The 25,935-nt window shown below is 61.8% G+C and carries 23 protein-coding genes; 18 read left to right on the top strand and 5 right to left on the bottom strand.

The annotated features are described in order from the left end of the window. Positions 1-14 precede the first annotated feature (14 nt). Both JAO73_RS00605 and JAO73_RS00610 read right to left on the bottom strand, forming a co-directional pair. Positions 15-1,079, bottom strand: a complete 1,065-nt coding sequence (locus JAO73_RS00605) for a proline iminopeptidase-family hydrolase (protein ID WP_233168613.1) — start codon at positions 1,077-1,079, stop codon at positions 15-17. A gap of 235 nt (positions 1,080-1,314) precedes the next feature. Continuing rightward, complete coding sequence (locus JAO73_RS00610; RefSeq protein WP_190926230.1) at positions 1,315-1,689, bottom strand: dodecin family protein; 375 nt, start codon at positions 1,687-1,689, stop codon at positions 1,315-1,317. Positions 1,690-1,903: 214 nt separating this feature from the next. Between JAO73_RS00610 and fumC the strand changes: the two genes are divergently transcribed. The 6 genes from fumC to JAO73_RS00640 all read left to right on the top strand — a co-directional run bounded on the left by fumC (position 1,904) and on the right by JAO73_RS00640 (position 6,250). Next, positions 1,904-3,298, top strand: coding sequence for a class II fumarate hydratase (gene fumC / locus JAO73_RS00615; RefSeq protein ID WP_198975259.1), 1,395 nt, complete (start codon positions 1,904-1,906; stop codon positions 3,296-3,298). Positions 3,299-3,408: 110 nt separating this feature from the next. Continuing rightward, positions 3,409-4,002, top strand: a complete 594-nt coding sequence (locus JAO73_RS00620; protein ID WP_190926235.1) for a GNAT family N-acetyltransferase — start codon at positions 3,409-3,411, stop codon at positions 4,000-4,002. Further along, complete coding sequence (locus tag JAO73_RS00625; protein WP_317191192.1) at positions 3,995-4,402, top strand: diacylglycerol kinase family protein; 408 nt, start codon at positions 3,995-3,997, stop codon at positions 4,400-4,402. Before JAO73_RS00620 ends, JAO73_RS00625 begins: the two co-directional genes overlap by 8 nt. Before the next feature lie 88 nt (positions 4,403-4,490). Further along, entirely contained in the window at positions 4,491-4,949 is a 459-nt protein-coding gene (locus JAO73_RS22870; RefSeq protein ID WP_233168615.1) for a DUF6970 domain-containing protein, read from the top strand. An 85-nt stretch (positions 4,950-5,034) separates the two neighbouring features. Continuing rightward, on the top strand, positions 5,035-5,532 hold the full coding sequence (locus tag JAO73_RS00635; protein ID WP_198975260.1) for a DinB family protein: 498 nt from the start codon (positions 5,035-5,037) through the stop codon (positions 5,530-5,532). Positions 5,533-5,626: 94 nt separating this feature from the next. Then, positions 5,627-6,250, top strand: coding sequence for a thioredoxin family protein (locus tag JAO73_RS00640; protein ID WP_190926239.1), 624 nt, complete (start codon positions 5,627-5,629; stop codon positions 6,248-6,250). Between the two features lie 77 nt (positions 6,251-6,327). On the opposite strand, the gene JAO73_RS00645 is transcribed toward JAO73_RS00640, so the two are convergent. After that, the gene (locus tag JAO73_RS00645; RefSeq protein ID WP_190926241.1) at positions 6,328-7,164 is read right to left on the bottom strand and encodes a DUF4382 domain-containing protein; all 837 of its coding nucleotides are present in this window, start codon (positions 7,162-7,164) and stop codon (positions 6,328-6,330) included. A gap of 216 nt (positions 7,165-7,380) precedes the next feature. Further along, entirely contained in the window at positions 7,381-10,419 is a 3,039-nt protein-coding gene (locus JAO73_RS00650) for an AsmA family protein (protein WP_198975261.1), read from the bottom strand. Positions 10,420-10,870: 451 nt separating this feature from the next. Here JAO73_RS00650 and JAO73_RS00655 point away from each other — a divergent pair, with 451 nt between their 5' ends. From JAO73_RS00655 to JAO73_RS00665, 3 genes are all read left to right on the top strand, one after another. Beyond that, the gene (locus JAO73_RS00655) at positions 10,871-11,965 is read left to right on the top strand and encodes an OmpA family protein (RefSeq protein WP_233168653.1); all 1,095 of its coding nucleotides are present in this window, start codon (positions 10,871-10,873) and stop codon (positions 11,963-11,965) included. 91 nt (positions 11,966-12,056) lie between these two features. Then, positions 12,057-13,100: a PorP/SprF family type IX secretion system membrane protein gene (locus JAO73_RS00660; RefSeq protein ID WP_198975263.1), complete on the top strand. Its 1,044-nt coding sequence runs from the start codon at positions 12,057-12,059 to the stop codon at positions 13,098-13,100. A gap of 68 nt (positions 13,101-13,168) precedes the next feature. Beyond that, positions 13,169-14,452, top strand: a complete 1,284-nt coding sequence (locus tag JAO73_RS00665; protein WP_198975264.1) for an SUMF1/EgtB/PvdO family nonheme iron enzyme — start codon at positions 13,169-13,171, stop codon at positions 14,450-14,452. Positions 14,453-14,532: 80 nt separating this feature from the next. Here JAO73_RS00665 and JAO73_RS00670 read toward each other — a convergent pair whose 3' ends face one another. After that, complete coding sequence (locus tag JAO73_RS00670; RefSeq protein ID WP_198975265.1) at positions 14,533-15,234, bottom strand: ComF family protein; 702 nt, start codon at positions 15,232-15,234, stop codon at positions 14,533-14,535. 222 nt (positions 15,235-15,456) lie between these two features. Between JAO73_RS00670 and JAO73_RS00675 the strand changes: the two genes are divergently transcribed. From JAO73_RS00675 to JAO73_RS00715, 9 genes are all read left to right on the top strand, one after another. Beyond that, positions 15,457-15,876 carry a carboxymuconolactone decarboxylase family protein gene (locus JAO73_RS00675; RefSeq protein WP_198975266.1) on the top strand — a complete coding sequence of 140 codons (420 nt, stop codon included), beginning with the start codon at positions 15,457-15,459 and terminating at the stop codon, positions 15,874-15,876. Next, on the top strand, positions 15,873-16,256 hold the full coding sequence (locus JAO73_RS00680) for a hypothetical protein (RefSeq protein WP_190926264.1): 384 nt from the start codon (positions 15,873-15,875) through the stop codon (positions 16,254-16,256). Before JAO73_RS00675 ends, JAO73_RS00680 begins: the two co-directional genes overlap by 4 nt. Before the next feature lie 98 nt (positions 16,257-16,354). Next, on the top strand, positions 16,355-17,158 hold the full coding sequence (locus JAO73_RS00685) for an exodeoxyribonuclease III (protein WP_317191180.1): 804 nt from the start codon (positions 16,355-16,357) through the stop codon (positions 17,156-17,158). Positions 17,159-17,238: 80 nt separating this feature from the next. Continuing rightward, positions 17,239-20,778, top strand: coding sequence for a DUF4175 family protein (locus tag JAO73_RS00690; RefSeq protein ID WP_233168616.1), 3,540 nt, complete (start codon positions 17,239-17,241; stop codon positions 20,776-20,778). Between the two features lie 166 nt (positions 20,779-20,944). Next, positions 20,945-21,391, top strand: coding sequence for an ATP-binding protein (locus tag JAO73_RS00695; RefSeq protein WP_190926268.1), 447 nt, complete (start codon positions 20,945-20,947; stop codon positions 21,389-21,391). Between the two features lie 16 nt (positions 21,392-21,407). After that, the gene (ybeY, locus tag JAO73_RS00700; RefSeq protein WP_317191181.1) at positions 21,408-21,905 is read left to right on the top strand and encodes an rRNA maturation RNase YbeY; all 498 of its coding nucleotides are present in this window, start codon (positions 21,408-21,410) and stop codon (positions 21,903-21,905) included. A gap of 115 nt (positions 21,906-22,020) precedes the next feature. Beyond that, positions 22,021-22,746, top strand: coding sequence for a GNAT family N-acetyltransferase (locus tag JAO73_RS00705; RefSeq protein ID WP_233168617.1), 726 nt, complete (start codon positions 22,021-22,023; stop codon positions 22,744-22,746). Between the two features lie 197 nt (positions 22,747-22,943). Next, positions 22,944-24,812 carry a tRNA uridine-5-carboxymethylaminomethyl(34) synthesis enzyme MnmG gene (gene mnmG / locus JAO73_RS00710; protein ID WP_198975267.1) on the top strand — a complete coding sequence of 623 codons (1,869 nt, stop codon included), beginning with the start codon at positions 22,944-22,946 and terminating at the stop codon, positions 24,810-24,812. A 159-nt stretch (positions 24,813-24,971) separates the two neighbouring features. Then, the gene (locus tag JAO73_RS00715) at positions 24,972-25,877 is read left to right on the top strand and encodes a class I SAM-dependent methyltransferase (RefSeq protein ID WP_198975268.1); all 906 of its coding nucleotides are present in this window, start codon (positions 24,972-24,974) and stop codon (positions 25,875-25,877) included. Positions 25,878-25,935 lie beyond the last annotated feature (58 nt).

Genomic DNA, 25,935 nt, shown 5'->3' on the forward strand with positions numbered 1-25,935 from the left:
CGGCAGCGGCGGCGCTATAGCTCGGCGCCTGGCTTCACGGTGCCGGCGTCGACTGATTTCAGGAAGGTGAGCAGGCCTTTGAAGTAGGTTTGCTGGTCGTCGTACATGCTCATGTGGCTGCCTTCGGGGCAAATGAGGGAATTGCCGCGCTGCACCTTGGTGGCAATCATGCGCATGTGGGCCGGGTCCATGGTGTCGTGCTTGCCGCCGATGCTGAGCACCGGCACGCTGAGCTTGGGCAGGTCGGGCACCCGGTTCCAGTTCACCAGCTTGCCCGAAATACCGAACTCGCTAGGGCCCTGCATGGTCACGTACAGCGACTGGTTAATCTTGCTCATGGCGCGGGTCACGGGCTCGGGGTTGGGCACGATGCGGCACAGGTGCTCGGCGTAGAAGTTGGGTTCGAGCAGGCCCATGTAGCGCGGGTTGCTGAAATCTTTTTTGGCCTCAATCTGCCGGATTTCGGCCAGCACTTCGGGCTTCATCTGCTTGGCCAGCACCTCATCGGCATACTTGCCGTAGTCGGGGCAGCTCATCATCATGTTCGAGATGATGAGGCCTTTGAGGTTCTGTTGGTATTTGAAGGCGTACTCGGCAGCCAGGATGCCGCCCCAGCTGTGGCCCAGCAGGTAAAAATTGTCTTTGGTCAGGTTCAGGGCCTGGCGCACTTGCTCCACTTCTTCCACGTAGCGCGGCAGGCTCCACATGGCGGTATCCTTCGGGTTGTCGGAGTTGCCGCAGCCCAGCTGGTCGTAGTAAATGAACTCAATGCCCTCCTGGGGCAGAAAGTTTTCGAAGCACTCGAAATACTCGTGCGTGGCGCCGGGCCCGCCGTTGAGCAGCAGCACTTTGATTTTGGGGCTGTTGCCGAAGGTCTTGGTCCAGACGTTGAACTTGCCCTTGGGCGTCGTTATCGGAATGACCCGCACGCCGCCGTCCTGCACGCCGGTTTCGGTGGGCGCGAAGTAAGAGGCCACCGCAGGGGCGGCCGGCGTGGCCGTGTCGATTTCGCCCGGGCTTTTGGACTGGTTGCAGCCGGCGAAAAGCAGGGCGCTGAGCAGCGCGGCGGAGGTACGCAAGGAGCGGAAAGCAGGCATATGCACAAGCGAAGGGTTAGCAGGATTCGCTGCCGGAACCGTGCCCGGCAATCTCGGCGAAAGGTAGCCCGAACCAGCTACTTGCGCTATCCCAGCCCCACGCTTTTTGCATACGCCCTCTACGACGACGGCCGCGCCGCCCCCAGAGAAGCAGCACGGCCGTCAGGCAATCATTCGCAGGCCGTTGAGCCGGGTGGCCGCTCAACGAAAAGGGCTATTAGCCTGAGTAGCCGCCGCCGCTTTCGGGCTCGGTGGCGCTGCCGCCGGGCTCCACGTCGAGCGTGGGCTTGGCCAGGAAATCGACGTGGCTGTAGTCGGGCGCGCCGTTGCCGGCGGGCTCGGGGGCTTCGTCGAAGGTGCGCTCAATTTCGCTCAGGTCAAAGCCCTCTACTGGCGTGCCGAAGCTCACTTTGGCCGTAATGCGGTACTCCACAATGCGGTTGTCGCGCACTTTGCAGCTCTGGTCTTTGATGTAGATGGACGAAATGTTGGGCACCGACGTGCTCAGGCTCTGCACGGCGCGCTGCAGGGCATCTTCGAAGCTTTTGTCGGACGAGGCGAGGATTTCGATGACTTGTTTGATGGAAGACATGCGGAAGAAGTGGTTCTGTGATGGGTGGATGTGCCGAGCGCCTGCACGAGCCGCCAGCGTTTGTTGATTTCTGGTAATTCCCTGTACGCGGGAAGTCATTTGGCAGCTATTTCGGTTGAGAATAAAAGCGGCCGTTACGCGGCGGTGTACTTTTGCGCACCGTTCCGGCCCGAGCCCGCACGTTCGCACATCCACTAACCAGCACATTCAACGAATGGATTTCCGCACCGAAAAGGACACCATGGGCACCGTGCAGGTGCCTGCTACCGCGTATTGGGGCGCCCAGACCCAGCGCTCCATCGAGAACTTCCCCATTGCCCAGGACATCAACCGGATGCCCAAGGAAATCATCGCCGCCTTCGCGTACCTCAAGAAAGCCGCGGCCTTCACCAACCGCGACGCGGGCGTGCTGCCCGCCGAAAAAGCCGAGCTGATTGGCAAAGTGTGCGACGAAATTCTGGCCGGCCAGCTCGCCGACTCGTTCCCGCTGGTGGTGTGGCAAACGGGCTCGGGCACGCAGAGCAACATGAACGTGAACGAGGTGATTGCCTACCGCGGCCACGTGCTGCAGGGCGGCCAGCTCACCGACGAGAAGAAGGTGCTGGCCCCCAACGACGACGTGAACAAGAGCCAAAGCTCAAACGACACGTTCCCGACGGCCATGCACATCGCGGCCTACAAAATCCTGGTCGAAACCACCATTCCGGGCATCGAAAAGCTACGGGACGCCTTGAAAAAGAAGTCCGAAGACTTCATGCACATCGTCAAAATCGGCCGCACCCACTTCATGGACGCCACGCCGCTCACGCTGGGCCAGGAGTTTTCGGGCTACGTGTCGCAGCTCGACCACGGCCTGCGCGCCATCAAAAACACGCTGGCCCACCTGAGCGAGCTGGCCTTGGGCGGCACCGCCGTGGGCACGGGCATCAACACCCCCAAGGGCTACGCCGTGAACGTGGCCAAGCACATTGCCGACCTCACGAAGCTGCCCTTTATCACGGCCGAAAACAAGTTTGAGGCCCTAGCCGCCCACGACGCCATCGTGGAAGCCCACGGCGCCCTCAAAACCGTGGCCGTGAGCTTGATGAAAATCGCCAACGACATCCGCATGCTCAGCTCGGGCCCGCGCGCCGGCATCGGCGAAATTGACATTCCCGACAACGAGCCCGGCTCCAGCATCATGCCCGGCAAGGTGAACCCCACCCAATGCGAGGCCATGACGATGGTGGCGGCCCAGGTGATGGGCAACGACGTGGCCATCACCGTGGGCGGCTCCATGGGCCACTTCGAGCTGAACGTGTTCAAGCCGGTGATGATTTACAACTTCCTGCACTCGGCCCGCCTCATCGGCGACGTGTGCGTGAGCTTCACCGACAAGTGCGCCGTGGGCATCGAGCCCATCAAGGCCAACATCAAGAAGCACGTCGACAGCAGCCTGATGCTCGTGACGGCCCTCAACCCGCACATTGGCTACTACAAAGCCGCCGAAATTGCCCAGACGGCCCACAAAAACGGCTCGACGCTGAAGGAAACCGCCCTCAAGCTGGGCTACGTGACCGAGGCCGAGTTCGATGAGTGGCTGAAGCCCGAGGAGATGGTGGGCATGTAATCCCATCAAATTGTCACCCTGCGCGCAGCGAAGGATGACAGCCGAATTGAAAGCCGCCCTTCCGTTCCGGAAGGGCGGCTTTTCTTTTTTCCCAGCATCTTTGCCATCCAATGGATTTCTCTGCCAACCTCGTTCTCGAAAACAACCGGGCCCGCCTGCGCCCCTTGGAAGTCGGCGATTTTGAGGCCCTCAAAGCCGTGGCCTTCGACGCCGACCTGTGGAAGTACACCCTCACGCGCGGCGACGACGCCGTGAGCCTGGCCGCCTACATCCGCCAGGCGCTGGAAGCCCGCGAGCAGGGCCTGCGCTACCCCTTTGTCATCATCGACCGCGAAACCGGGGAACTGGCCGGCAGCACCAGCTACTACAACGACGTGGCCGCCGACCGGCGCCTGAGCATCGGCTACACCTGGGTGGGCACCAAATTCCAGCGCTCGGGCCTGAACCGGGCCTGCAAGCACCTGCTGCTGTGCCACGCTTTCGGGCAGCTGGGCTACGAGCGGGTGGAGCTCGAAACCGACGCGCGCAACCACAAGTCGCGCACGGCCATGGCCCGCATGGGCGCCACCGAGGAAGGCACCCTGCGCAGCCACCGGCCCACGCAGGGCGGCATCCGGCGCGACACGGTCATTTTCAGCGTCATCAAGCCGGACTGGTCGGAGCTGCGGCAGTCGGTTTTTCAGCCGTTTGAAGCCCGTGGCTGAGCCGGCCCAACCCGGCTCCGGCCGCCTGCGCCCGCCCGAGGGGCTGTGGCGCCGCCGCGTGGCCAGCTTCGGCCACGCCTTTCGGGGCGTGTGGGCGGCGCTGGGCTCGGAGGTGCACCTGCGGTTTCACGCCGTGGCCACGGCGGTGGTGACGGGGCTGGGGTTCTACTGCGGCATTTCGCGCCTCGAATGGGCCCTGGTGGCCATTTCAGTGGCTTGCGTGTGGGCCACCGAGCTGATGAACACGGCCATCGAAGCCCTCACCGACTTGGCCTCGCCCGACTACCACCCGCTGGCGGGCAAGGCCAAGGACGTGGCCGCCGGCGCCGTGCTGCTGGCCGCGCTGGGCGCCGTGGTGGTGGGCGCGCTGGTGTTTGGGCCCTACGTGTTTGGGCGCTAGCCCCCGGCCGCACCTGAACCATTGCGGGCAGCGGGCGTACCCATAAGCGGCTTGCCCATTCCGGGCCCCTCATCTTTTCTCTTCTCCTATGCGCCTGCTTTTTCTCGCCGCTTCTTTGTTGCTGACCTCGGCCTGTGCCCACAACCAAGTGAGCGTGACCAACCCCACCACGCCGCCCGCCACCGGCCAGGTGAACGGCCCGGCCACCCCCGCGCCCACCAGCGCCAACACCGTGGACCCCGTGCCCGCCCGCGTGGCCGAATCGGACACCACTTCCCGCCCACTCTGGCTGAAAGACCGCATTGCGGCCGTGCTGGCCGAGCGCAAGCGCAACCCCATTACCCGCATTCTGCGTTACCGCTACGGCGGCCAAACGGTGTATTACATCTCGGCCCCGTGCTGCGACCAATACTCCAACGTATTCGACACCAAAGGCAAGCTGATTTGCCAGCCCGACGGCGGCATCACCGGCAAGGGCGACGGCAAGTGCCCCGACTTCGACAAAAACAAAACCGACGAAAAATTGGTCTGGCAAGACCCGAGATAGAGGTAAGGGTTACGAGTTAGGAGTTGGCTTGCATGCCCCTCGGACTTCTAACTCGTAATTCCTAGCTCGCAATTCTTAACTCATTATGAATACTTTAGAAAAACTCGGCGCTTTCAACGTGTGGGCCAACGACACGGTGCTCAGCCGCCTCGACGAGATTGCCGCTTCGGGCCAGGAAATTCCGGCCGTGGTGCTGCGCCTGTTTAGCCACGTACTCAATGCCCAGGCCATTTGGATTTCGCGCATCAACGGCGTGCCCAGCCCCGTGAAGGTGTGGCAGGAGCACGACCTGCCCACCCTGCACCGCCTACACGAGCAAGCCTCGGAGCCCCTGCACCAGCTGATGGTGCACGCCGACGAGACCGAACTGCAGCGCCTGATATCGTACACCAACTCGCTGGGCAACAGCTACGACAGCCTGGTGCACGACATCCTGACCCACGCCGTGGTGCACGCCAGCTACCACCGCGCCCAAGTGGCCACCCGCCTGCGCGACCACGGCTTCGAGCCCGTCAATTCCGACTTCATCACCTACTGCCGCGAACTGAGCGCGGCCGCCCAAACGGCCGTGCCCAGCCTGTAGCCGCCGGCCACACGCCCACGCTTTCGAAACCCTTCCGGCCCCGGAGGGGTTTTTTAGTGCACTACCTCACCAAACCCACCCCACGTTTCCGCTTATGTCTGAGCTCATTGCTTCTGCCCCGGTCCTCACCGCCGAGCGCCTGAACGGCGCTTATTCCTACGCCAGCTACCGCCAGCTCCTCGACGAGTTGATGGCCGAGAACCGCACCACCGGCACCACCCAAACCGAGCAGATTGTGCAGTACGCCCGCCTCAACATCCAGCGCATGCAGCGCCTGGACAAGACCATTCAGCTGCTGCCCGAAGTGCAGCGCGCCCTCGACAACCTCACCGAAGGCTACGAGTGGCTGGTGATAACCGAAGGCTGGTGCGGCGATGCTGCCCAGATTGTGCCCGTGCTCGAAGCCATGGCCCACGCCAGCCAGGGCAAAATTGCCACCCGCTACGTGCTGCGCGACGAAAACCTCGACCTCATGGACCGCTACCTCACCAACGGCAGCCGCTCCATACCCAAGCTCGTCGTGCTGCACACCGACACCCTCACCGAAGCCGCCACCTGGGGCCCGCGCCCGGCGCCCGCCCAGGAGCTGTTTGTGCGCCTCAAGCAGGAGGGCGTTTCCTATGAAGACTTTGCCACGCAGCTGCACGGCTGGTACGCCAAAGACCGCACCCGCAGCACCCAGCGCGAACTGCTGGAACTGCTCAAGCGCCTGCGCTAGCCAGCCTGCGGCCCCAACCAAAGAGCCCCGACCTTGGTTAAGGTCGGGGCTCTTTGGTTGTCAGGAAAGTGAATGCGCTATTGCACGCTCACCGCGCCGAGGTCGGTAATCTGGTCGTTGGTAACCACCACGCCGGTGCGCACGGCCGTGCGGTAAGCCGGCTGGCCCACCGGAGCCGTGGTGCTCGGGAAAAACTCCACGCGGTAAGTACCGGCGGCTAAATCGGTAAGCAGGTACGCACCCGAGGCGTCGGCCGAGGTGCTCACCGTGTCGGGGCCGAGGATGGTGGACCGAATGGCCAGCACTTGGGGCCGCGCGGCGGCCGGCGTCACGGTGCCGCGGATGCCAGCGCGCAAGTCCTGGGCCACCACGCGAATGACGGGCTTGAGCAGGTAGCGCTCCTTCTTGTCGTTGCCGGGCCGCCAGTTGCCGCGCTCCACGATGGACTTGGCCACGTCAAAATCGAGCAGCAGCTGATAGGTTTGGCGCTCGCGCAGGGTGGCCTTGTCGAGCTTCAGCTTCACGCCCGAAGTTTGGCCGCTGGGCGTTTTGAGGTCGTAGCGCTGGCCATCGGTGCCGATGACGTAGCTGTCGGGGCCCAGAATGAGGCGAATCTCCTTGAGGTCGCCGGGGGCAAAGTCTTCGCTCACGAGCAAGGCCGAACGGCCGTTTACGTACTCAAGCACGTTGATGGCCTGCGGCGTGAAGCCGAGGTTTTTCCAGCCGTCCGGGTCTTTCTCTTCCTTCAGGTGCACTTCAATCTGGCGTACGTCCAGCACCACGCTGCGGAAATCGCCGGGCGCATCCATGAGCCGTACTTCCAGTTTCGAGGAATTGCCGTCGGAATCTTTGGAGCAGCTGGCCAGGCCCAGCAGGGCGGCGCAGGCCAAAGGAAATAGGCGAGTGATTTTCATATAAAATTGAATTAGGTACTAGCGGTGGAACCTGAAACGGCCCGGCTGCCCAAGTGGTTGCCGGCTCGCTGCTGCCAACAATACTGCCAAAATTCCATTCCCAGCTCCCTTTTAGCCCAACGTCTACTATTTTATCAGCAGCGTCCCGCCCCTAGTTGAAATAGTACAATACGCAGAAGGCCGGCGTTGCTGCGCCGGCCTTCTCGTTGGGGTACTTTATTTCTTGGTGGTATCGGCCGGTTCGGGGTCGGCGGGTTTCGGCTTGGGCTTGGGTTTGCCAAAAAGGCCATTCAGTCCCTGGCCAATCTGGTTCCGGAGACGGGCCTGGGCTTCCAGCTTCGCCTTTTCCGCGGCGATGCGGGCTTTTTCTTCCGCGGTTTGCTCGGCGGCTTCGTTGGTGGCTTTGGTGCTGTCCTGGGCGGCTTTCTTTTTGGTGGCCAGGCCCAGCAGGGCGTCGGTGAGCTTGGTTTTCACCACGTTGGTCACAATGGCTTTGCCCTGGTCTTTCACGCTGCCGCTGGTCAGCTTCACGCTGGGCGCCTTCACGGTGCCGCCAATGTTCAGGCCCAGGGTCACGCGGTCGGTGCCCTGAATGTCCTTCACACCGGTGAGCTGGGTGAGCTTGCTGTTCAGGGCGTTGCCCAGCTTGCCAGTGGGCACGTTCAGGGCCGTGACGTAGGCCAGCGCGCCGGTGAGGCTGTTCGAGCCGCCCAGGGTCATTTTCACGTCGCCGATGGTGAGGTCGAAGGGCTGCACCACGAGGTTGCCGTTCACGATGTTGGCCTGAATTTTCTTGTCGACCACCAAGATGGTTTTCAGCTCAGGCAGCGTGGTCAGGCTCGCAATTTTGGTCATCACCTCCGACTGGTTCACGGCCGCCCGCACGATGTCGAACAAGCCCTTGCCGCTCAGCGTGGCCAGGTTGGGCATCATGTCCGGCCCCATCTCGCCGCTCACGCTGAAGTTGGTGCCGAACACGCCCTCCACCTGGCTGGCCAGCGGCACCAGCGTCTTGATGGTGTTGAAGGCCGAAAACGCCTTCTGAAAGTTCAGGTCCTTGATGTTCAGCCCAAAGTCGAACTTGGGGTGCGCCAGGTTCTTGCTGCTATAGCTGCCCGTGGTGCCAAAGCTGGCCCCGAGCGTGTTAAAGGTCATGTTTTTGAGCACGGCCGTCTGGTCGCGCACCGTCACGGCGCCCTGGGCGTTGGTCAGCTTCAGGTTGTCGTAGGTCACGTTGTCGACGTGGCTGTTCAGCACCAGGTCGAAGTATTTCGGAATCTGCAGCACGCCGTCGGCCTTGGCCGGGGCCGCCGCGCCCTTCACCGTGGGCTTGGCCGATACCTCGTCGACCATCCACTCGTTCACGTTGAAGTTGCGCGAGTTCACCGTCAGGTTGCCCTTCAGCGACTGCCCCGGCGTGAACAGGTAGCCCAAGTAGTTGCTGATGGTGCCCGACGCCGCGAAGTCGGAGCTGCCGGCCGTGCCGTTCAGGCTCTGCACCGCAATCTGGTTGTTGTTGAACGTGGCCGTGCCGGAGCTGATTTTCACGCCCTGCGGCAGGTCTTTGCTCTTGTAGGTCACGTTGTTGGCGCGCACCGTGCCGCTGGCCACCACGTTCTGGTAGCGGCCGGCTTCCACGTCAGCCATGTTGCCCTTGGCGGCAATGTCGCCGGCCACGCGGCCGGTCACCGTCATCCCCTGCAAGGGGAAAATCTTGGTGATTTTCGTGAGGTCCACCGTGCCGCGCACGTTGGTATCGAACACCGGCTTGTCGATGTTGTGAGCCGTGAGGCGGCCTTCCAGCGGCTCGCCCTCCAGCACCATGCGGAACTGCGGCAGGTTTATCTGGGTGTCGTTCACCTTGCCCGTGGTATTCACCACCGTGCCGTTGAGGTTGATGTTCTCAATCGGGGCCGGGAATTTGGCCGATTTCACAAAGCCGTTGGTTAGCCGGATGGCGGCGTTCACCACCGGCATCTGGGTTTTGGAATACACGCCTTTGGCCGTGCCGTCCACAAACAATTGGCCGCGCATGGCCAGGTCCTTCACCGGGTACACCTTCAGGGCTTCGGCCAGGTTCACGTTGGCTTTCACGCGGCCGTTCACGTTCATCGGCTCCAGGCCGTCGATGGCAATGTTGCCGTCCACGGGGTTCGGGCCCAGGTCGAGGTGAAACTGCGGGATGTTCACCTTCACGTTGTTGGTGTAACCCGACGGGTTATCCACCTGCATTTTCAGGTTGATGTTCTTAGCGGCCTGGGGCAGGTCGGGGTACTTAAACTGACCGTTGCTCACCACCAGGTTCACGCCGTAGCCGGGCATATGCAGGGCGTTCTGCGTGCCTTTGTAGTAGCCATCAAACGCCACCTTGCCGCTGGTCTCAATGTTTTTAAACTTCTCCGTAAACACGCCCGGCACCAGGCTCAGCAGGGTTTTGAAGTCCGTTTCCAAGGCCTTGAAGGTGATGTCGTAGGTGATGTCCGTGGCGTTGGGCAGGCCAATAGCGCCCGCGAAGCTGAACGGAAATTCGTTGAGCTTAATCTTATTGTCCTTGAACGTGTACAGGTTCTTGTTCAGGTCCATGTTCATCGTCACGTCGGCGTCGAGCTGCTTGTCCGTCACGTAGGCCACGTTGTTGTAGCTCATATCGAGGTCGGCCGCCGTGGTTTGCGAGGTCATGTCGAACACGTTGCTGGCAAAGTCGCCGCTGCCCGAGTGGTTCACGCCGCGGGCTTCCATGCGGAAGGGGAGGGTCAGGTCTTCGTAACGCAGGTGGGCGTCGTTCAGCTTCCAGCCTTTGATGGCCAGGTTCACTTGGCTGGTGTCCTGGCCCTTGGCCGCAGCGGCCGAGTCCGAAATCACCACATCCCAGTTGGCCCTGCCGCTTTTGAGGCGGCGCAGGCTTAGGTCGGGGCGCTCTAGCTCCACGCTGTTAATCTTAATTTCCTGGCCTTTGATTACCGTCATCACGTCCAGCCCCACGCGCAGGTTCGGCAGGAAAGCCAGCGTGTCGCGGCTGAACGAGTCGAGCCCAATCACGCGCAGGTTCTTGATGTCCAGCGTCAGGTCCGGGAAAGAGTGCAGCACGCTCACGTCGATGTTGGCGGGGTCGTACTGCACCTGGGCGCGCACGCGCTGAGCAATCTGCTTATCGGCCAAGGCCCGCAGCTTGTCTTTGAACAGGAACGGCGCAGCCACCAGGGCTACCGCCAGCACCACCAAAAACACGGCGACACCTATCAGAATTTTTCGCATAGCAAAAACGAATAAAGTAGTGTGAACAAAGGTAGAACGGACGAGTTACTGAGTTTTTTACAATCGGACCCGAATCAAAAGCATAAGGGAATATTATGCAAAAATGTGCCCTTAAGCTCGGCCTTAGCCTTTCTTCTTAGCTCCTGAAACCAATTTTGGATAGCTGCATATGGCATATGGGCGCCTAGCACTCTCCCTCATTGCCCTGCACTACCTCGACGGAAACGGCAATCTGCACTTGGAGTCTAATGGAAGTTTCCTTGGTATAAATCAATTTAGGCAATTAGATAAGTTACAAATTTTTATCAAATTATTATAAGGTGTATTTGAAAGCTATATTTGCTCTCCTGAAATCATCATTTCACTTATGAAATTATTCTTTATCTCGTTCTTTCTCGTTCTGGTTGCTTTCTCACCCGCTTCCCACGCCCAGGTTAACACCCTGAGCCTGATGGGAAACGTGCAGTCTGACGACCAACGAGCCATACCCGGGGCTGCCGTAACGGTTATTCACATGCCGTCCGGCGTGCGCCACGCTACCGCATCCGACCAAGCCGGCCGGTTCATGGTGCCCAACCTAATGGTTGGCGGCCCCTACCTGATACGAGTAGGCGAGGGCGGCTACCGCCCCCAGACCGTGGAAAACATTTTTCTAGAAGCCGGCAAAACCGCCAATTTCACTCTGGTGCTCAATCGGCTGACTGCCGAAGCCCCGCCCATCCCTGCTCCTCGGTCCAAGAGCCCCGTGGCCGAGCCCCAAGGCACCACCATGACCTTGGCCAAGGAAGCCGTGGTGGGGGGTCCCGTGCTTGTGACCCTCACCCCCAATCAGCCGCGTGGGGGCAACAGCGCAGCGCGCCCGGTAGCTGCGGCGCCGGCCGTCACGCCCGCCGTAAGCGCCGCTCCGCCAACCTCAACGACCGTGCAACCAAGTGCTTCGCCAGCTGGTCCCGCCGCGCGCTATCGCCGCCGCCCTTACACCCCTGGCAAGCCCTACGTACCCAAAAAAGTGACCGACCCCATCGTGCCGGGCCACTTCGACGCCAAAACCGGCAACTACATCTACCACACCGGCGCCCCCACCACGCTCAAACTGCCCAACGGCATCAGCATTGCCGAAGTCGGCGCCAGCTCCACCGAAAGCTACCTCTACCGCTTCCTCTCCGACCCCACAGCCCAAGTCGACACTACCGACCTCACCCAGGGCTGGTACAACTTCGACCGCGTGTTTTTCATGCCGGGCAAGGCCACGCTCGCGCCCGAGTCGGTGGGGCAGTTGCGCAACATTGCGGCCCTGCTCAAGGCTTTTCCCACGGCCCGCATCAAGCTGGGCGGCTACACCGATAGCACCGGCACCTATAAGGTAAACAAGCAGCTGAGCGAAGCCCGCGCCCGCACCGCCTGGGCCAGCCTCGTCGAAATGGGCATTAGCCCCGGCCGCATCGACGCCCGCGGCTACGGCCCGCGCTACGCCATTGCGCCCAACACCTCCGAAGAAGGACGCGCCATGAACCGCCGCCTGAGCGTGAAAGTGCTGCAAAAGTGACGCGGCCGGGCGTGGGCCGGTGTTGCCCGCGGCCGTACCTTCGCTTTTGCGGCCACACTAAGCGGTGAGCCGGCGGCGTTACCCGGTTCTCATGCCCCAGCGTACCCCCTCTTTTTTCCAGCTGCTGCGACCGGCCCTGATGGTCAGCTTATTGGGCTTGGCGTTGGGTGCCCGCGGGCAGGACGTGTATTTCTCTCAACCCTTTGCCACGCGCCTGCACACCAACCCGGCTTTCACGGGCTTGGTCGACGACTACAGCGTCACGCTGAGCTACCGCAACCAGCTGCCCACCCTGGCCGGCTCCTTCGTGAGCACGCAGGCGGCCGGCGACCTGCGCCTCAACCAAACCGGCCAGCATCACGCCCTCGGCCTGCTCATCAACCAGGACCGAGCCGGCTCGGTGGGCTACACCCGGTTCGAAATCGGGGGGCTCTACGCCTACCACACCCGCATCAACGAGAAGCTGGCCCTTAGCGGCGGGCTGCGCGCCAGCTACGGCCGCCAGCGCGTCGGATATGACAATTTCGTGTTTGGCGACCAAATTCAGGAAGACGGCAGCGTGACCGGCCCCACCGCCGAGGCCCTCGATTTTGCCCCCGCCAACTACCTCAGCCTGGGCACGGGCGCCGTGCTCTACACCGAGCAATTCTGGCTCAGCGTGGCCGGCCAGCACCTCAACCAGCCCGACCTGGGCTTTCGCCAGCAGAGCGAGTTGCCCTTGCTGCTGAGCGTTTCGGGCGGCTACAAGTTCTTCGCCGTGAAGCCCGGGCCGGGCATTGCCACCCGCGAGGTGAGCTACACGCCCGTGGCGGCCTACACCCGCCAGGGCGGCTCGCAGCGCTTGGAGACAGGTGTTTACGTCACGGCCTCGCCTGTCACGCTGGGGGCGGTGTACCGCAATATTTCGCCGCTCGGCAACGTTGACGTGCAGCACGTGCTGGCCGTGGTGGCGGGTGTGCAGGCCGGCGGCCTGCGCCTGGGCTACAGCTACGACGTGGGACTTAGCCGCCTAAGCGCCGATTTGGGTGGCGCTCATGAACTAACCTTAGCCCTCCGCGCATTTGACCGATTGGAAAACGCCCATCGTCGCCTAAAAAGAAGAGTTTACCCGGCAGCACCTTGTCCGGCATTCTAATATTTTGTATTATTGCGTCCTAATTGCCTTAGATAACTCCTCAGCCCCATACTCATTTTAACTTTGTTATGAAATTAACCAATTATCTACGCCTATCCGTGCTTGGCCTGGTAGTCTTGGCGAGCTGCGGCAAGAAAGGCCCGCCCACGGCCCAAAAGCCGGGCAAATATTCTTCTACGACGGGTATTGAATATAATACGGAGAAAGGCATGGCCGTCGCCAACTTCAAGAAAATCCCTGAAGGCCCCGGCCTAGTGTTCATTGAAGGCGGCCGCACGGTGCTGGGCTCGCAGGAAGAGGACGTAACCCAGACCCACGATAACATCGAGCGCACGGTAACCATCGCCTCGTTCTACATGGACGAAGCCGAAGTGGCCAACATTCACTGGCTCGAATACCTGCACTTCATCCGTGCCGACTCAGCGGAGGAGTTTTACCGCTCGGCCCTGCCTGATACCACGGTGTGGGCCCGCGACCTGTCGTTTAACGACCCCTACGTAACCTATTACCTGCGCTACCCCGGTTTCCGCTACTTCCCCGTGGTGGGCGTGAGCTGGCTGCAGGCCGATGACTATTGCACCTGGCGTACCTCCAAGGTGAACGAGCGCCTCGCGGCTGGCGGCGAAAGCAAGCCCGGCGGTGGCAAAGGCCTCTTCGGCAAGAAGAAAGACAAAGCCACCGGCGAAGGCGCCGCGGCCGGTGCCGAAGGTACCGCTGGCGCAGCAGGGGCCCTGGCCACCGGCAAAAACAGCACCTCAATCGAGAACGGCAACACGCTGCCCAACTACCGCCTCCCCACCGAGGCCGAGTGGGAATACGCCGCGCAGGCTCTCGTGGGTACCCAGGAAGTGGGCAACGAAAACCAGGAAGAGAAGCGCATTTATCCTTGGGATGGCAAATCGACCCGCAATGCTTACGGCAAGAAGCAGGGTCAGTTCCTGGCCAACTTCAAGCGCGGCCGCGGCGACTACGCCGGTATTGCCGGGAGCCTGAACGACGGCGCCATGATTACGGAATACATCTACTCCTACCCGCCGAACGACTACGGCCTGTATAACATGGCCGGCAACGTGAACGAGTGGGTGCAGGACGTGTACCGCCCCCTGTCGTTCCAGGACGTAGAGGACCTGAACCCCTTCCGCCGCAACGGCGTGGGTGACCCCGCCGAGAAGTACGACAAGAAAGGCTACCAGTCCTTGATTGACGACCACGTGCGCGTGTACAAAGGCGGTTCGTGGCGCGATGTGGCCTACTGGCTCTCGCCCGGCACCCGCCGCTTCATGGCCGAAGACTCGTCGACGGCAACCATCGGTTTCCGTTGCGCCATGATTAACGCTGGCTCGAACAAGTAAGCTTTCGCTCGACAAGCAAAAAGGCCGCTCCTGATTCAGGAGCGGCCTTTTTTTGTTGACACGGTTTCGCTGGGTTTCATTTACCGGTCGGCGCAAGCAATGGTGGCAATGCTGACCTCAGCCGCGCCGGCTGCCAGCAGCACGGCGCCGCAGGCTTCGAGGGTGGCGCCGGTGGTCAGCACGTCGTCGACAACCAAGATGCGGCGGCCAATGATGGCGGCCGGGTCGTCCACTTCAAACACCGTGGCCACGTTTTCCCAGCGCTGGGCGCGGTTCTTTTTGGTTTGGGTTTTGGTGTTGGTATTGCGGCGGAGGGTGGTGATACCTGCGGGCACTTTCAGGCCGTTGGACAAGCCCGTGGCGAAGGCGGCGGCCTGGTTGTAGCCGCGCTTCGCCAGCTTCTTGGGGTGCAGGGGCACGGGTATGATGAGGTCGAAATCGGCTGCCAGGCCGGCGGCGTGCAGCTCGGCGCCGTAGAGCTGGCCGAGGGCCGTGCCCACGTCGCGCTGGCCTTGGTACTTGAGCTCGTGGAGCAGGTGCTGCACCCGGCCGTGGCGCACGAAACGCAGGTAGCTCAGGGCGTGGCGGATGGGCAGCTTGCCCCAAAAGCGCCGGCCGATGGGGTTTTGGTCGGGCGGCAGCAGGTGGAAATCGGTGTAGGGCAGTTCGGCCCGGCAGCCGGTGCAGAGGTGGTTTTCACCGCTCACCAGCGGCTCCTGGCAGGCCAAGCACAGGCGCGGGTAGATGAGGCCGACGAAATCATTCCACAGGGCGCGCAGCATACATTGATTTGCTGATTGGTAGATGTGCTGATGTGCTTTTGGCTGAATAGGGAAAGGCCGCCATTCTACGGGGATTGGCACGAAAGGCCGTTCTTTGTACGTTCTGGTCACTCATGCCAGTACCGGGCGCTTTGGCTGTTTCGTGCCACGGCTCCCAAGCTACGCTGAATGGCTCACAATAGCCAGCAACTCAGCCAATCAAAAAATTAGCACATCACTCGAATGTCCCAAGTCACCGAATTCAACGAGTACCGCCAGCGGATGAACGCCACCATCCTGGCGGCCGACAACAAGGTCATCAAGCGGTTTTTCAACCTCGACACCAACACCTACGCGGCCGGCGCGCTCGACGTCAAAACCAAGGAAATGCTGGGCCTGGCCTGCTCCATGGTGCTGCGCTGCGACGACTGCATTAAGTACCACGTGGGCAAATGCTTCGAGGAAAAGCTCACCGACGAGGAGATTTACGAAGTCTTTGCCATTGCCAACATCATCGGCGGCAGCATCGTGATTCCGCACTTCCGCCGCGCGGTGGAGTACTGGGAAATTTTGAAATCGGAAGCCGGCAGCGGGGCGCGAGCCGACGAGCAGGCCGACTTGGCCGCCCACAAAGCCGCGCACGGCAGCGAGCCCGCCGCATGAGCGAGGACCTGAACCCCGCCCCAACCCACGAAGCCGAAGAAGACTTCGAGGCCCGCTGGGAAACCCTGATGCTGGAGATGCAGGAGCGTTTCGGCAAGCGGCCTGATTTGAACGCGCTGCTGCTGCTCATCGGCATTCAGGAGTTGAACCAGGGCATCACCACCTTCACCAAAGAGCAGAAGCAGGACCTGATGCACATTGCCACCTGCCGGCTCTTCAGCCTGAGCGGGCACTACGAGCTGGAGCGCGTGGACGAGGACGGCTGGCCGCACTACAAGCTGCTGCGCCCCGTGCCATTTGCCAACCTCAAGGAGCAGGAGCGCATGCTGAAATGGCACGTGCTGGAGTATTTCGCGCTGGACCCGGGCGACGACCTATAACCCAATAGACCGTCATGCTGAGCGCAGTCAAAGCATCTCTACCGCAATACTATTTCTGATGATTAGTTGTGCGGAAGAGATGCTTCGGCCAGCTCAGCATGACGTTCATCATTCTCGCTAGCAACCAACTAATGAAAATCGTCTCGTATAACGTCAACGGCCTGCGTTCGGCGGTGAGCAAAGGCCTGCTGGAATGGGTGGCCGAAGCTGCGCCCGACGTGCTGTGCTTGCAGGAAATAAAAGCCAGCCGCGAGCCCATGGACGTTTCGGGCTTTGAGGCGCTGGGCTACACGGCCTACCTGCACCCGGCCCAAAAGCCGGGCTACAGTGGCGTGGCCACGTTCACGAAAGTGGCGCCGAAAGCCGTCATCCACGGCTGCGGCCAAAGCTGCTACGACGACGAAGGCCGGGTGCTGCGGCTGGATTTTGCGGACGTGTCGGTGCTGAACACCTACATGCCTTCGGGCACGAGCGGGCCGGAGCGACAGGCCTTCAAAGTGGAATGGCTGCACTTTTTCCGCGACTACGTGGCCCGGCTGCGAGCCGACGGCAGCACCCCGCCGCTGCTCATCGGCGGCGACTTCAACTGCTGCCAAACGCCCATCGACCTGCACAACCCCAAGGCCAACCAGAACAGCCCCGGCTACACCCCCGAGGAGCGGCAGTGGTTCCGGGATTTTCTGGCCGATGGACTGGTGGACACCTTCCGGCACCACCACGGCGAGGCCGTGGGGCACTATTCGTGGTGGAGCTACCGGGCCGGCTCACGGAAGCGGAACGTGGGCTGGCGACTCGACCACTGGCTGGCCGATGCGGCCCTGCAACCCCGTTTGGCCGGCGCGGGTCTGTTGCCCGACGTGGTGCATTCCGACCATTGCCCGGCCTGGGTGGAGGTAATGTAGCGCGGACTCTGCGAGTCCGCGCTACATTCTCGAACCAAGCGCCGCGTCCTGATGTATCTTTCCTGAATTAGAACTGATTTATGGCGATGCTGATGGAGCGCGGCGCTGCAGCGGCCGAGTACCCCGCGTTGGCGCGGGTGCGGACGGAGCTGGAAGCCTTCAAGCGCAAGTTTTACCTGAACCTGCTGGTGCGCGGGCTGCTGGTGGCCGGCGGGCTGCTGCTCACGTTTTTCGTGGCGTTCAACGGGCTCGAATACTTCCTGTACCTGCCCACGGCGGTGCGGGCAGGGCTGCTGTTTGGGTTCATCGGCCTCACGATTTACAGCTTCGCGCGCTGGATTTGGACGCCATTGGCCGCCCTCACCAACCTGCGCCGGCTGCTGAGCGACGAGCAAGCGGCCCGCAGGGTAGGGGAGTTGTTTCCCGACGTGCAGGACCGCCTGCTGAATGCCCTGCAGCTGCAAGGCCAAGCCCGCGACAACGCCCTCATCGCCGCCAGCCTGGAGCAGCGCGCCGCCCAGATGGGCGACATTTCCTTTGCCAAAGGCATCGACATCAAGCAACAGAGCCGGCCGCTGTGGAAATACACCGCTGTGCCCGTGGCGGTGTTGCTGCTGCTGCTGGCGTTTTACCCCAGTTTTCTGGTGCAGGGCACCGAGCGCATCTGGCACTACAAGCGGGCATATTCGCCGCCGGCGCCGTTTCAGTTTTTGATTAAAAACCCCAAGCTGACGGCGTTTCGGGGCGAGGATTTTACGCTGAACGTGGCGGTGGCCGGTTCGGCGTTGCCGGCCGATGTGAGCATTGCCTACAACAACGGCGAGCGGCGCCTGAGCAAGGTGGCCGGGCACGGCGACCAGTTCCGCTACACATTTGAGCAGCCACAGGGCGACGTGACTTTTCAGCTCAAAGGCGCCGGCTTTGCCTCCCAGGAGTACGAGTTGACGGTGCTGGAACGGCCTAATCTGCGCGATTTCAAAGTCAACATCACCTACCCGACTTACACCGGCAAAGCGGCCGAAACCATCGAAAACGGCGGCAATCTGACGGTGCCGGAAGGCAGCACAGTGCGCTGGGAATTTGCCACGGCCGCTACTGATGAGCTGGCGCTGGTATTCCAAAACCCGGACGAGACGCTGGCCGCCACCGGCGACGACGGCACCTTCGTGGCCGAGCGGCGGGTGCTGCGCTCGCAGCCCTACCTACTGCGCCTGAAGAACCCGGCCAGCCTGAACCGCGACCCCATTTCCTACCAGCTTACGGCGGTGCCGGACTTGGCGCCCACGCTCACGCTGGAAGCATTTGCCGATACGGTGACGCGGCGCTACCTGGCGCTGGGCGGCACCGTGCGCGACGACTACGGCCTGACGCGGCTAGCGCTGCACTACGCGCTGCGCCGGGAGGGCCAAGGACCCAATGCGGCGCCCAGCCGCCAAGGAACCGTAGCGCTGGCGCTGCCGCGCGAAAGCTCAGGTACCTACGCCCACACCTGGAACCTGAACCCGCTGAACCTGCGCCCCGGCGACCGGCTGGAATACTACGTGGAAGCCTGGGACAACGACGGCGTGCACGGCCCCAAGGCCACGCGCACCCGTCCGGCGGAATTCCGCCTGCCCGGCCGGCGCGAGATGCGCCAGGAGCTGAACGCCCAGGCCGAATCGGTGGCCAGCCAAATGAGCCAGGCCGCCAAGCAAAGTGAAAAGCTGGAGCGCGAGCTGGCCAAAACCCAAGACAAGCTCAAAACCAAGCGCGACCTGAGCTTCCAGGACCGGAAGCAGCTGGAAAACATGCTGGAACAAAAGAACCAGATGAACCAGCAGATGGAGCAGATGCAGAAGATGTTTGAACAGCTGCAGCAGAAGCAGGACCAGCTCAACCCCAAAAGCGAGGAATTGGCCAAGAAGGCCGAGGAGCTGAAAAAGCTGATGGCCGACCTGCTCGACCCCGAAACCAAAAAGCTCTACGACAAGCTGAAAAAGCTGCTGGAAGAGCAAAAGCAGCCCGACGCCGAGATGCAGAAGCTGCTGCAGCAGCTCGAAAACAAGGAAGACACCTTGCAGAAGGAGCTCGACCGCGCGCTCGAAATGTTCAAGCAGATGCAGCTGGAGCAGAAGGTGGAGGAAACCGCCAACAAGCTCGACGAGCTGGCCAAGGACGAGGAAAAGCTGGCCGAGAAAACCCAGCAGAACGACAAGGAAAACCCCGACAACAAACTTTCGAACCAAGAGCAAAAGGCTCAGCAGGAGCAGCTGAAGCAGCAGCAGGCCGAGAACCAAAAGGAGTTTGAGGACCTGAAAAAGGAGCTGCAGGAGCTGAAGCAGATGGACAAGGAACTGGGCGACCAGAACGGCATGGACGAGCAGAAGCCCGACCAGGAGCAGACTGACCAGGACATGCAGGAAAGCCAGCAACAGCTTGGCAAAAACCAGAACTCGAAAGCCGCCGCTAAGCAGAAAAGCGCCGCCCAGCGCATGAAGAAAATGGCGCAGAAAATGCGCGACCAGATGAGCGAGGAAGAAAGTGACCAGGCCCAGCAGAACATCGACGACCTGCGCGACATCCTCGAAAACCTGCTCACCCTCAGCTTCGACCAGGAAAACCTGATGAAGGATTTCCGCAAAGTCGACCAATCCGACCCGCGCTTCGTGCAGCTGGGCCAGACCCAGCGCAAGCTGCGCGACGACGCCAAGATTATTCAGGATTCGCTGTACGCGCTGGCCAAGAAGGAGCCTAAAATTCAGAGCTTTGTGACCCGCGAGGTGGGCGAGATGAACGGCCGCATGGACGAGTCGCTCACCCACATCCAGCAGCGCGACCCCGGCCGCGCCACCGCCACCCAGCAGCAGGCCATGACCAGCATGAACAACCTGGCCCTGATGCTGCAAGGCTCTCTCGACCAGATGCAGCAGGAGCAGCAGGCTGGCAAAGGCCAGCCCCAGGACGGCCAGGGCAAGCCCGGCAAGAAAAAGGGCAAGGGCAAAGGACAGGGCCAGGGCAGCAAGCCCGGTCCCGGCAACATGGGCAAGATGCAACAGCAGCTCAACGAGCAGATTCAGAAGCTCTCGCAGAGCGGCAAGCAGGGCCGGCAGATGTCGGAAGAGTTGGCCAAGCTGGCCGCCCAGCAGCAGATGCTGCGCCAGGCCATGCAGCAGCTCGACAAGCTGCAACAGGGCCAGGGCAAGCCCGGCGGCAAAGCCGGCCAGGGCCAGGCCGGCGACGGCAAAGACGGCAAGGAAGGCACCAAAGAAGGGAAGGAAGGCGGCGCCAACGGCAAGGACGGCAAAGGCGAAGAGGGCGGGGGCGGCACCGGCGACATCAAGAAAATGATGGAGCAAACCGAAACCGACCTCGTGAACAAGCGCCTTTCCGAGGAAACCATCATGCGCCAGCAGCAAATCCTGACCCGCCTGCTGGAAGTAGAAAAATCGGCGCGCGAGCGCGACCAGGACACCAAGCGCGAAGCCCAGGCGGCTCAGTATAAACCCCCGGTTTTTCCGGCAGCTTTTGACAAATACAAGGTTAGCAAGGAACGCCAGACCGAAATCCTACGTAGTACTCCCCCGAACCTCACCCCGTACTACCAGCGCGAAGTGGGGGAGTATTTTCAAAAAATCAAGTAGGCGGCCGACGGCCTCCATCCAAACCGGCTGTCGTTTCGTTAAGTGTTTAGTGTTCTGCTTAAACCGCCCCCCCGGACAGCGGCAGAAATTGTTGTGGCGCTTTGCCGTTTAAAAGACTATTTTTGCCGCCCCTAACCCGCTGCCGCCCTACCTATCAAACCGCCTTATGAAGCAGGTAAAAATTCAGATTCCGTCGCTCGTTGAAAATATCCGCGTGGTCGAGAGTTTCATTGACAACTCCAAGGATACCTTTCAGATTGAGGACGATATCTACGGCAACATCATGGTGGCCGTGACCGAAGCGGTGAACAACGCCATTCGCCACGGCAACAAGTTCGACAAGGACAAAAACGTTTACCTGTCGCTCTACGTGGAGCCTCAGCAGCTCAAATTTGAGATTGAGGACGAGGGCGCGGGCTTCAATTACGACAACCTCGACGACCCGACGGCACCGGAAAACCTCGAAAACCCGGGGGGCCGCGGCATCTTCCTCATCCGCCACCTGGCCGACGAGGTAGAGTTCAGCAAGGAGGGCCGCCGCGTGCAGCTCACCTTCCAGCTCACGCCCGCCCCCGCCGACGAAACCCCGACCGCCGACCACGTCGCCGCCTAAAGCCGCCGTTTGCCGCATGATGAGTCACCCGCCGGTGGGGCCGCCCCACCACGACAACTTTCCCCCCGGCGAGCTGCACCACGAAGCCCCGGGCATCGAATTCATGGTGGAGGACGTGCCCGAATTCGAGCTCGCCGACGCCGAAGAACTCATTGGCTGGATTGAGCGCGTGGCCGCCGTGCACGAGCACCGCATCGTACAGTTGACGTACATTTTCTGTTCCGATGACTACCTGCACCAGCTCAACGTCGAATACCTCGACCACGACACGCTGACCGACGTCATCACCTTCGATAACTCGGACAACGCCGACATTCTGGAAGGCGACATCTTCATCAGCGTGGAGCGCGTGCGCGACAACGCCCACGACCTGGGTGTAAGCTTCCGCGACGAGCTGCACCGCGTCATGATTCACGGCGTGCTGCACCTGCTCGGCTACCACGACAAAGACCTGCTGAGCCAGACGGCCATGCGCAAAAAAGAGGACGACTGCCTCTCGCTGCGCACTTTTTAGCGCTTTCGCTGTTTGCAGACTATTACCACCCGACGCCCGCCTCAAGCGGGCGTTTGGCATGTATGCGTCCTTGCCCGTCTCCGTTCTTTTTGCGTTTCTGCTGCCTGCCCCTTCTATGTCCGCCTCCTCATCTGCGCAACCCATCATCCGCGGCGATGCCCTGGATTTTTACCTTGCCCAAGGTTACTACCGGATGCAGCAGGAGCTTTTTACCTGCCACTTCGTGCCCTTTAGCGGCAAGCTCTACACGGCCCACTGGCTGCGCCTGGCACTGGGCCGCATAGCCTGGGGCCCGGAGCAGCGGGCCCTGCTGCGCCGCAATTCCCGCTTCGCCGCCACCATTCGCCCTTTTCGCATCACCGAGGAGTACGAGGAGCTGTACGCCCGCTACCGCGCCTCCATCACCTTCGACGCCGCGCCCACCATTGAGGCCGTGCTGATGGGCGGAGAGGCCCACAACGTGTTCAACACCCAGGTCATCGAGCTACGCGACGGCGAGCGCCTGATAGCCGCCGGCGTGTTCGACCGGGGCGAGCGTACCCTGGCCGGCATCCTCAATTTTTACGACCCCGCTTACCGCAAGTTCAGCCTCGGCAAGTATTTGCTGCTGCTTAAAACCGACCACGCCCGCCGCCAGCACCTCGACTATTACTACCCGGGCTATCTGGTGCACGGTTACCCGAAGTTCGACTATAAACTATTCGCCTGCCCGGCGGCTACCGAAGTGTTCGACAGCGTGCGGGGCCTCTGGGTGCCGTTTTCTTGGGACGTAGTAGCCGAGCATTCCGCTGAGCTGCTGGCCGACTGGCTGCCCGAAGAACTGGGCGGCCTCACGGTGTAGAGTCGGGGCCGCCCTACATCCGAATTCCGAAATTCACAAGCCGTTTCACGTGAAACTGGCGGTGGGTGGTTGATTGCGTAATTTTGTAATTCTCAACGCCGGAACGCCGGACGGGCCGTTTGGCGTTGCACGTTACTTATCGCCGGTTGGCGTGGTGCCTTATTCTGAACCTGCGCAAGGAGGTTCTACTCCCGATTATGTTTCAAACTTCCGAATACGACGTCATTGTAGTGGGCGCGGGCCACGCCGGCTGCGAGGCCGCGGCCGCCGCCGCCAACCTTGGCTCGAAAGTGCTGCTGGTGACGATGAACATGAACACCATCGCCCAGATGTCGTGCAACCCGGCCATGGGCGGCGTGGCCAAGGGCCAGATTGTGCGTGAAATCGACGCGCTGGGCGGCCAGTCGGGCATCATCACCGACCAGACCATGATTCAGTTTCGGATGCTGAACCGCTCGAAAGGCCCCGCCATGTGGAGCCCGCGCGCGCAGAGCGACCGCATGCGCTTCGCCGAAGCCTGGCGCCTGACCCTGGAAGGCATCGCCAACGTGGACTTCTGGCAGGAAGCCGTGACCGGCATCGTGGTGGAAAACGACACGGTGGTGGGCGTGAAAACCCAGCTCGGCATCGAGTTCCGGGGCAAGTCGGTGGTACTGACCAACGGCACTTTCCTGAACGGCCTCATCCACATCGGCGAGAAGAATTTTGGGGGTGGCCGGGCAGCCGAGAAAGGCAGTCGCGGCATCACCGAGCAGTTGCTGGAGCTGGGGTTTGAAGCCGGGCGTATGAAAACCGGCACCCCGCCCCGTGTGGATGGCCGCAGCCTCGACTACTCCAAAATGGAAGCGCAGGGCGGCGACGAGGTGCCCAGCAAATTCTCCTACCTCGACACGCCGCGCCTCACGCAGCAGCGCCCCTGCTACATCACCTACACCAACGAGCGGGTGCACGACATCCTGCGCGAGGGTTTCGAGAAGTCGCCCATGTTCCAGGGCCGCATCAAGGGCCTGGGGCCGCGCTACTGCCCCAGCGTGGAAGACAAAATCAACCGCTTCGCCGACAAGGACCGCCACCAGATTTTCGTGGAGCCCGAGGGGTGGAGCACCGTGGAGTGCTACATCAACGGCTTCAGCAGCTCGCTGCCCGAGGACGTGCAGTACCGCGCCCTGCGCGAAATTGCGGGCTTCGAGAACGCCAAGATGTTCCGGCCCGGCTACGCCATTGAGTACGACTTTTTCCCGCCCACGCAGTTGGCGCTGACGCTCGAAACCAAGTTGATTGCCGGCCTGTATTTCGCGGGTCAGATTAATGGTACCACGGGCTACGAGGAAGCCGCTTGCCAGGGCCTGATGGCGGGTATCAATGCCCACAACAAGGTGCACGGCAAGGCGCCGTTCGTTCTCAAAAGGAGCGAGGCTTACATCGGCGTGCTCATTGATGACTTGGTGAACAAAGGCACCGACGAGCCCTACCGTATGTTCACGAGCCGGGCTGAGCACCGCATTCTGCTGCGCCAGGACAACGCCGACCTGCGCCTCACGCCGCTGGGCCACGAGTTGGGCCTGGCTTCGGATGAGCGCCTGGAGCGCGTGCGAATGAAGGAGGCGCAAACCGCCGAAATCGGTACGCTGTTCCAGAAGTTTTCCATCGAGCCAGCCGATATCAACCCGCTGCTGGTGGAGTTGGGCTCGGCCGAAATCCACGAGAAAACCCGCGCCGTGAACCTGCTGCGCCGCCCCAACGTGGAGCTGGCCGACCTGCGCCGCGCCCTGCCCGCACTCGATGAAGCCTTGGCTGCTTTCGACGCCGAGGCGCTGGAGCAGGCCATCATCAACATCAAGTACGAGACTTACTTGGTGAAAGAGCAGCAGCAGGCCGAACGCATGCAAGAGCTCGAAAACTTCGTGATTCAGGGCAAGCTGGACTACCGCGCCATGCCTGCCCTCTCGCACGAAGCCCGCGAAAAGCTGCTCCGCATTCAGCCCGAAACCATCGGGCAGGCCTCGCGCATCAGCGGCATCTCGCCGGCCGACGTGTCGGTGCTGATGGTGTACCTGGGACGTTAGTGGGTAGTGCGGGCTTTCAGTCCGCGAGTCGGATTGGTTTCGCTCGCGGACTGAAAGTCCGCGCTACACGGCGCTACCTAAAATCTTGCGAACTTTGCCGGGCTATGAAAGTTGCCGCGCCGCCCTACCCGCGGCCGGCTTTGCCATTTAGAAGTATCCGTGTCCTACGAACGTTTAGACAGCTGCCCGGTGTGCGGCAAATCCGAGTTTCGCAACAAGCTGGTGGTGGAAGACCGCACGGTGAGCCACGAAAGCTTTGCCATTGTGCAGTGCGCGGGCTGTGGCTTTCAGTTCACCAATCCCCGGCCGCAGGAGGCCGACATCGGCCGCTATTATGAATCTGACGACTACGTGTCGCACAACAGCGGCGCCGGGGGCCTCGTGAACCAAGCGTACAAAGTGGCCCGTTTTTTCACCATGCGCCGCAAGGTGGGGCTGCTGAACAAGTTTGCGCCCCGCCGCGGCCGGCTGCTGGATTACGGCTGCGGCACGGGTCACTTCCTGGGGGCGGCCAAGGCCGCCCGCTGGCAGGTGGCCGGCCTAGAGCCCAACGCCCGGGCCCGCGAAGAAGCCAGCCAGCGCCTCGGCCAGCCCATCGGGCAGGAGAGCCTGGCCCAGTTTCAGCCCGGCACGTTCGATGCGATTACGTTGTGGCACGTGCTCGAGCACATTCATACCCTCAACGAAACGCTGGCCCAGCTGGTGGCCCTGCTGAAGCCCGACGGCGTGCTGCTCATTGCCGTGCCCAACGTGGAGAGCCTCGACGCCCAGCACTACCGCGAGCTGTGGGCGGCCTACGACGTGCCGCGCCACCTTTACCACTTTGCGCCCAAAACCATGGCCCAGCTGCTCAAAAAGCACAAGCTGGCCATCCGTCACACCTTGCCCATGCCCCTCGATGCCTACTACGTGAGCATGCTGAGCGAAAAGCACAAGGCCGAGCGCGCCGGCGGCTTGCTCACGGTGCTGAAGGCGGGCTACAAATCGAACCAATACGCCGAGCAGCACGACGGCCAGTATTCGAGCTTGCTCTACGTGGCCGGGCGGCGCACCCCGGCGGCCTGATGCGGCGGGCGGCGCGCCGGTGGGGGAGGGGGCTGGTGCTGGCCGCGTGGTTGCTGCC

This window comes from Hymenobacter miniatus (genome assembly GCF_016427455.1).
Classification (GTDB): domain Bacteria; phylum Bacteroidota; class Bacteroidia; order Cytophagales; family Hymenobacteraceae; genus Hymenobacter; species Hymenobacter armeniacus.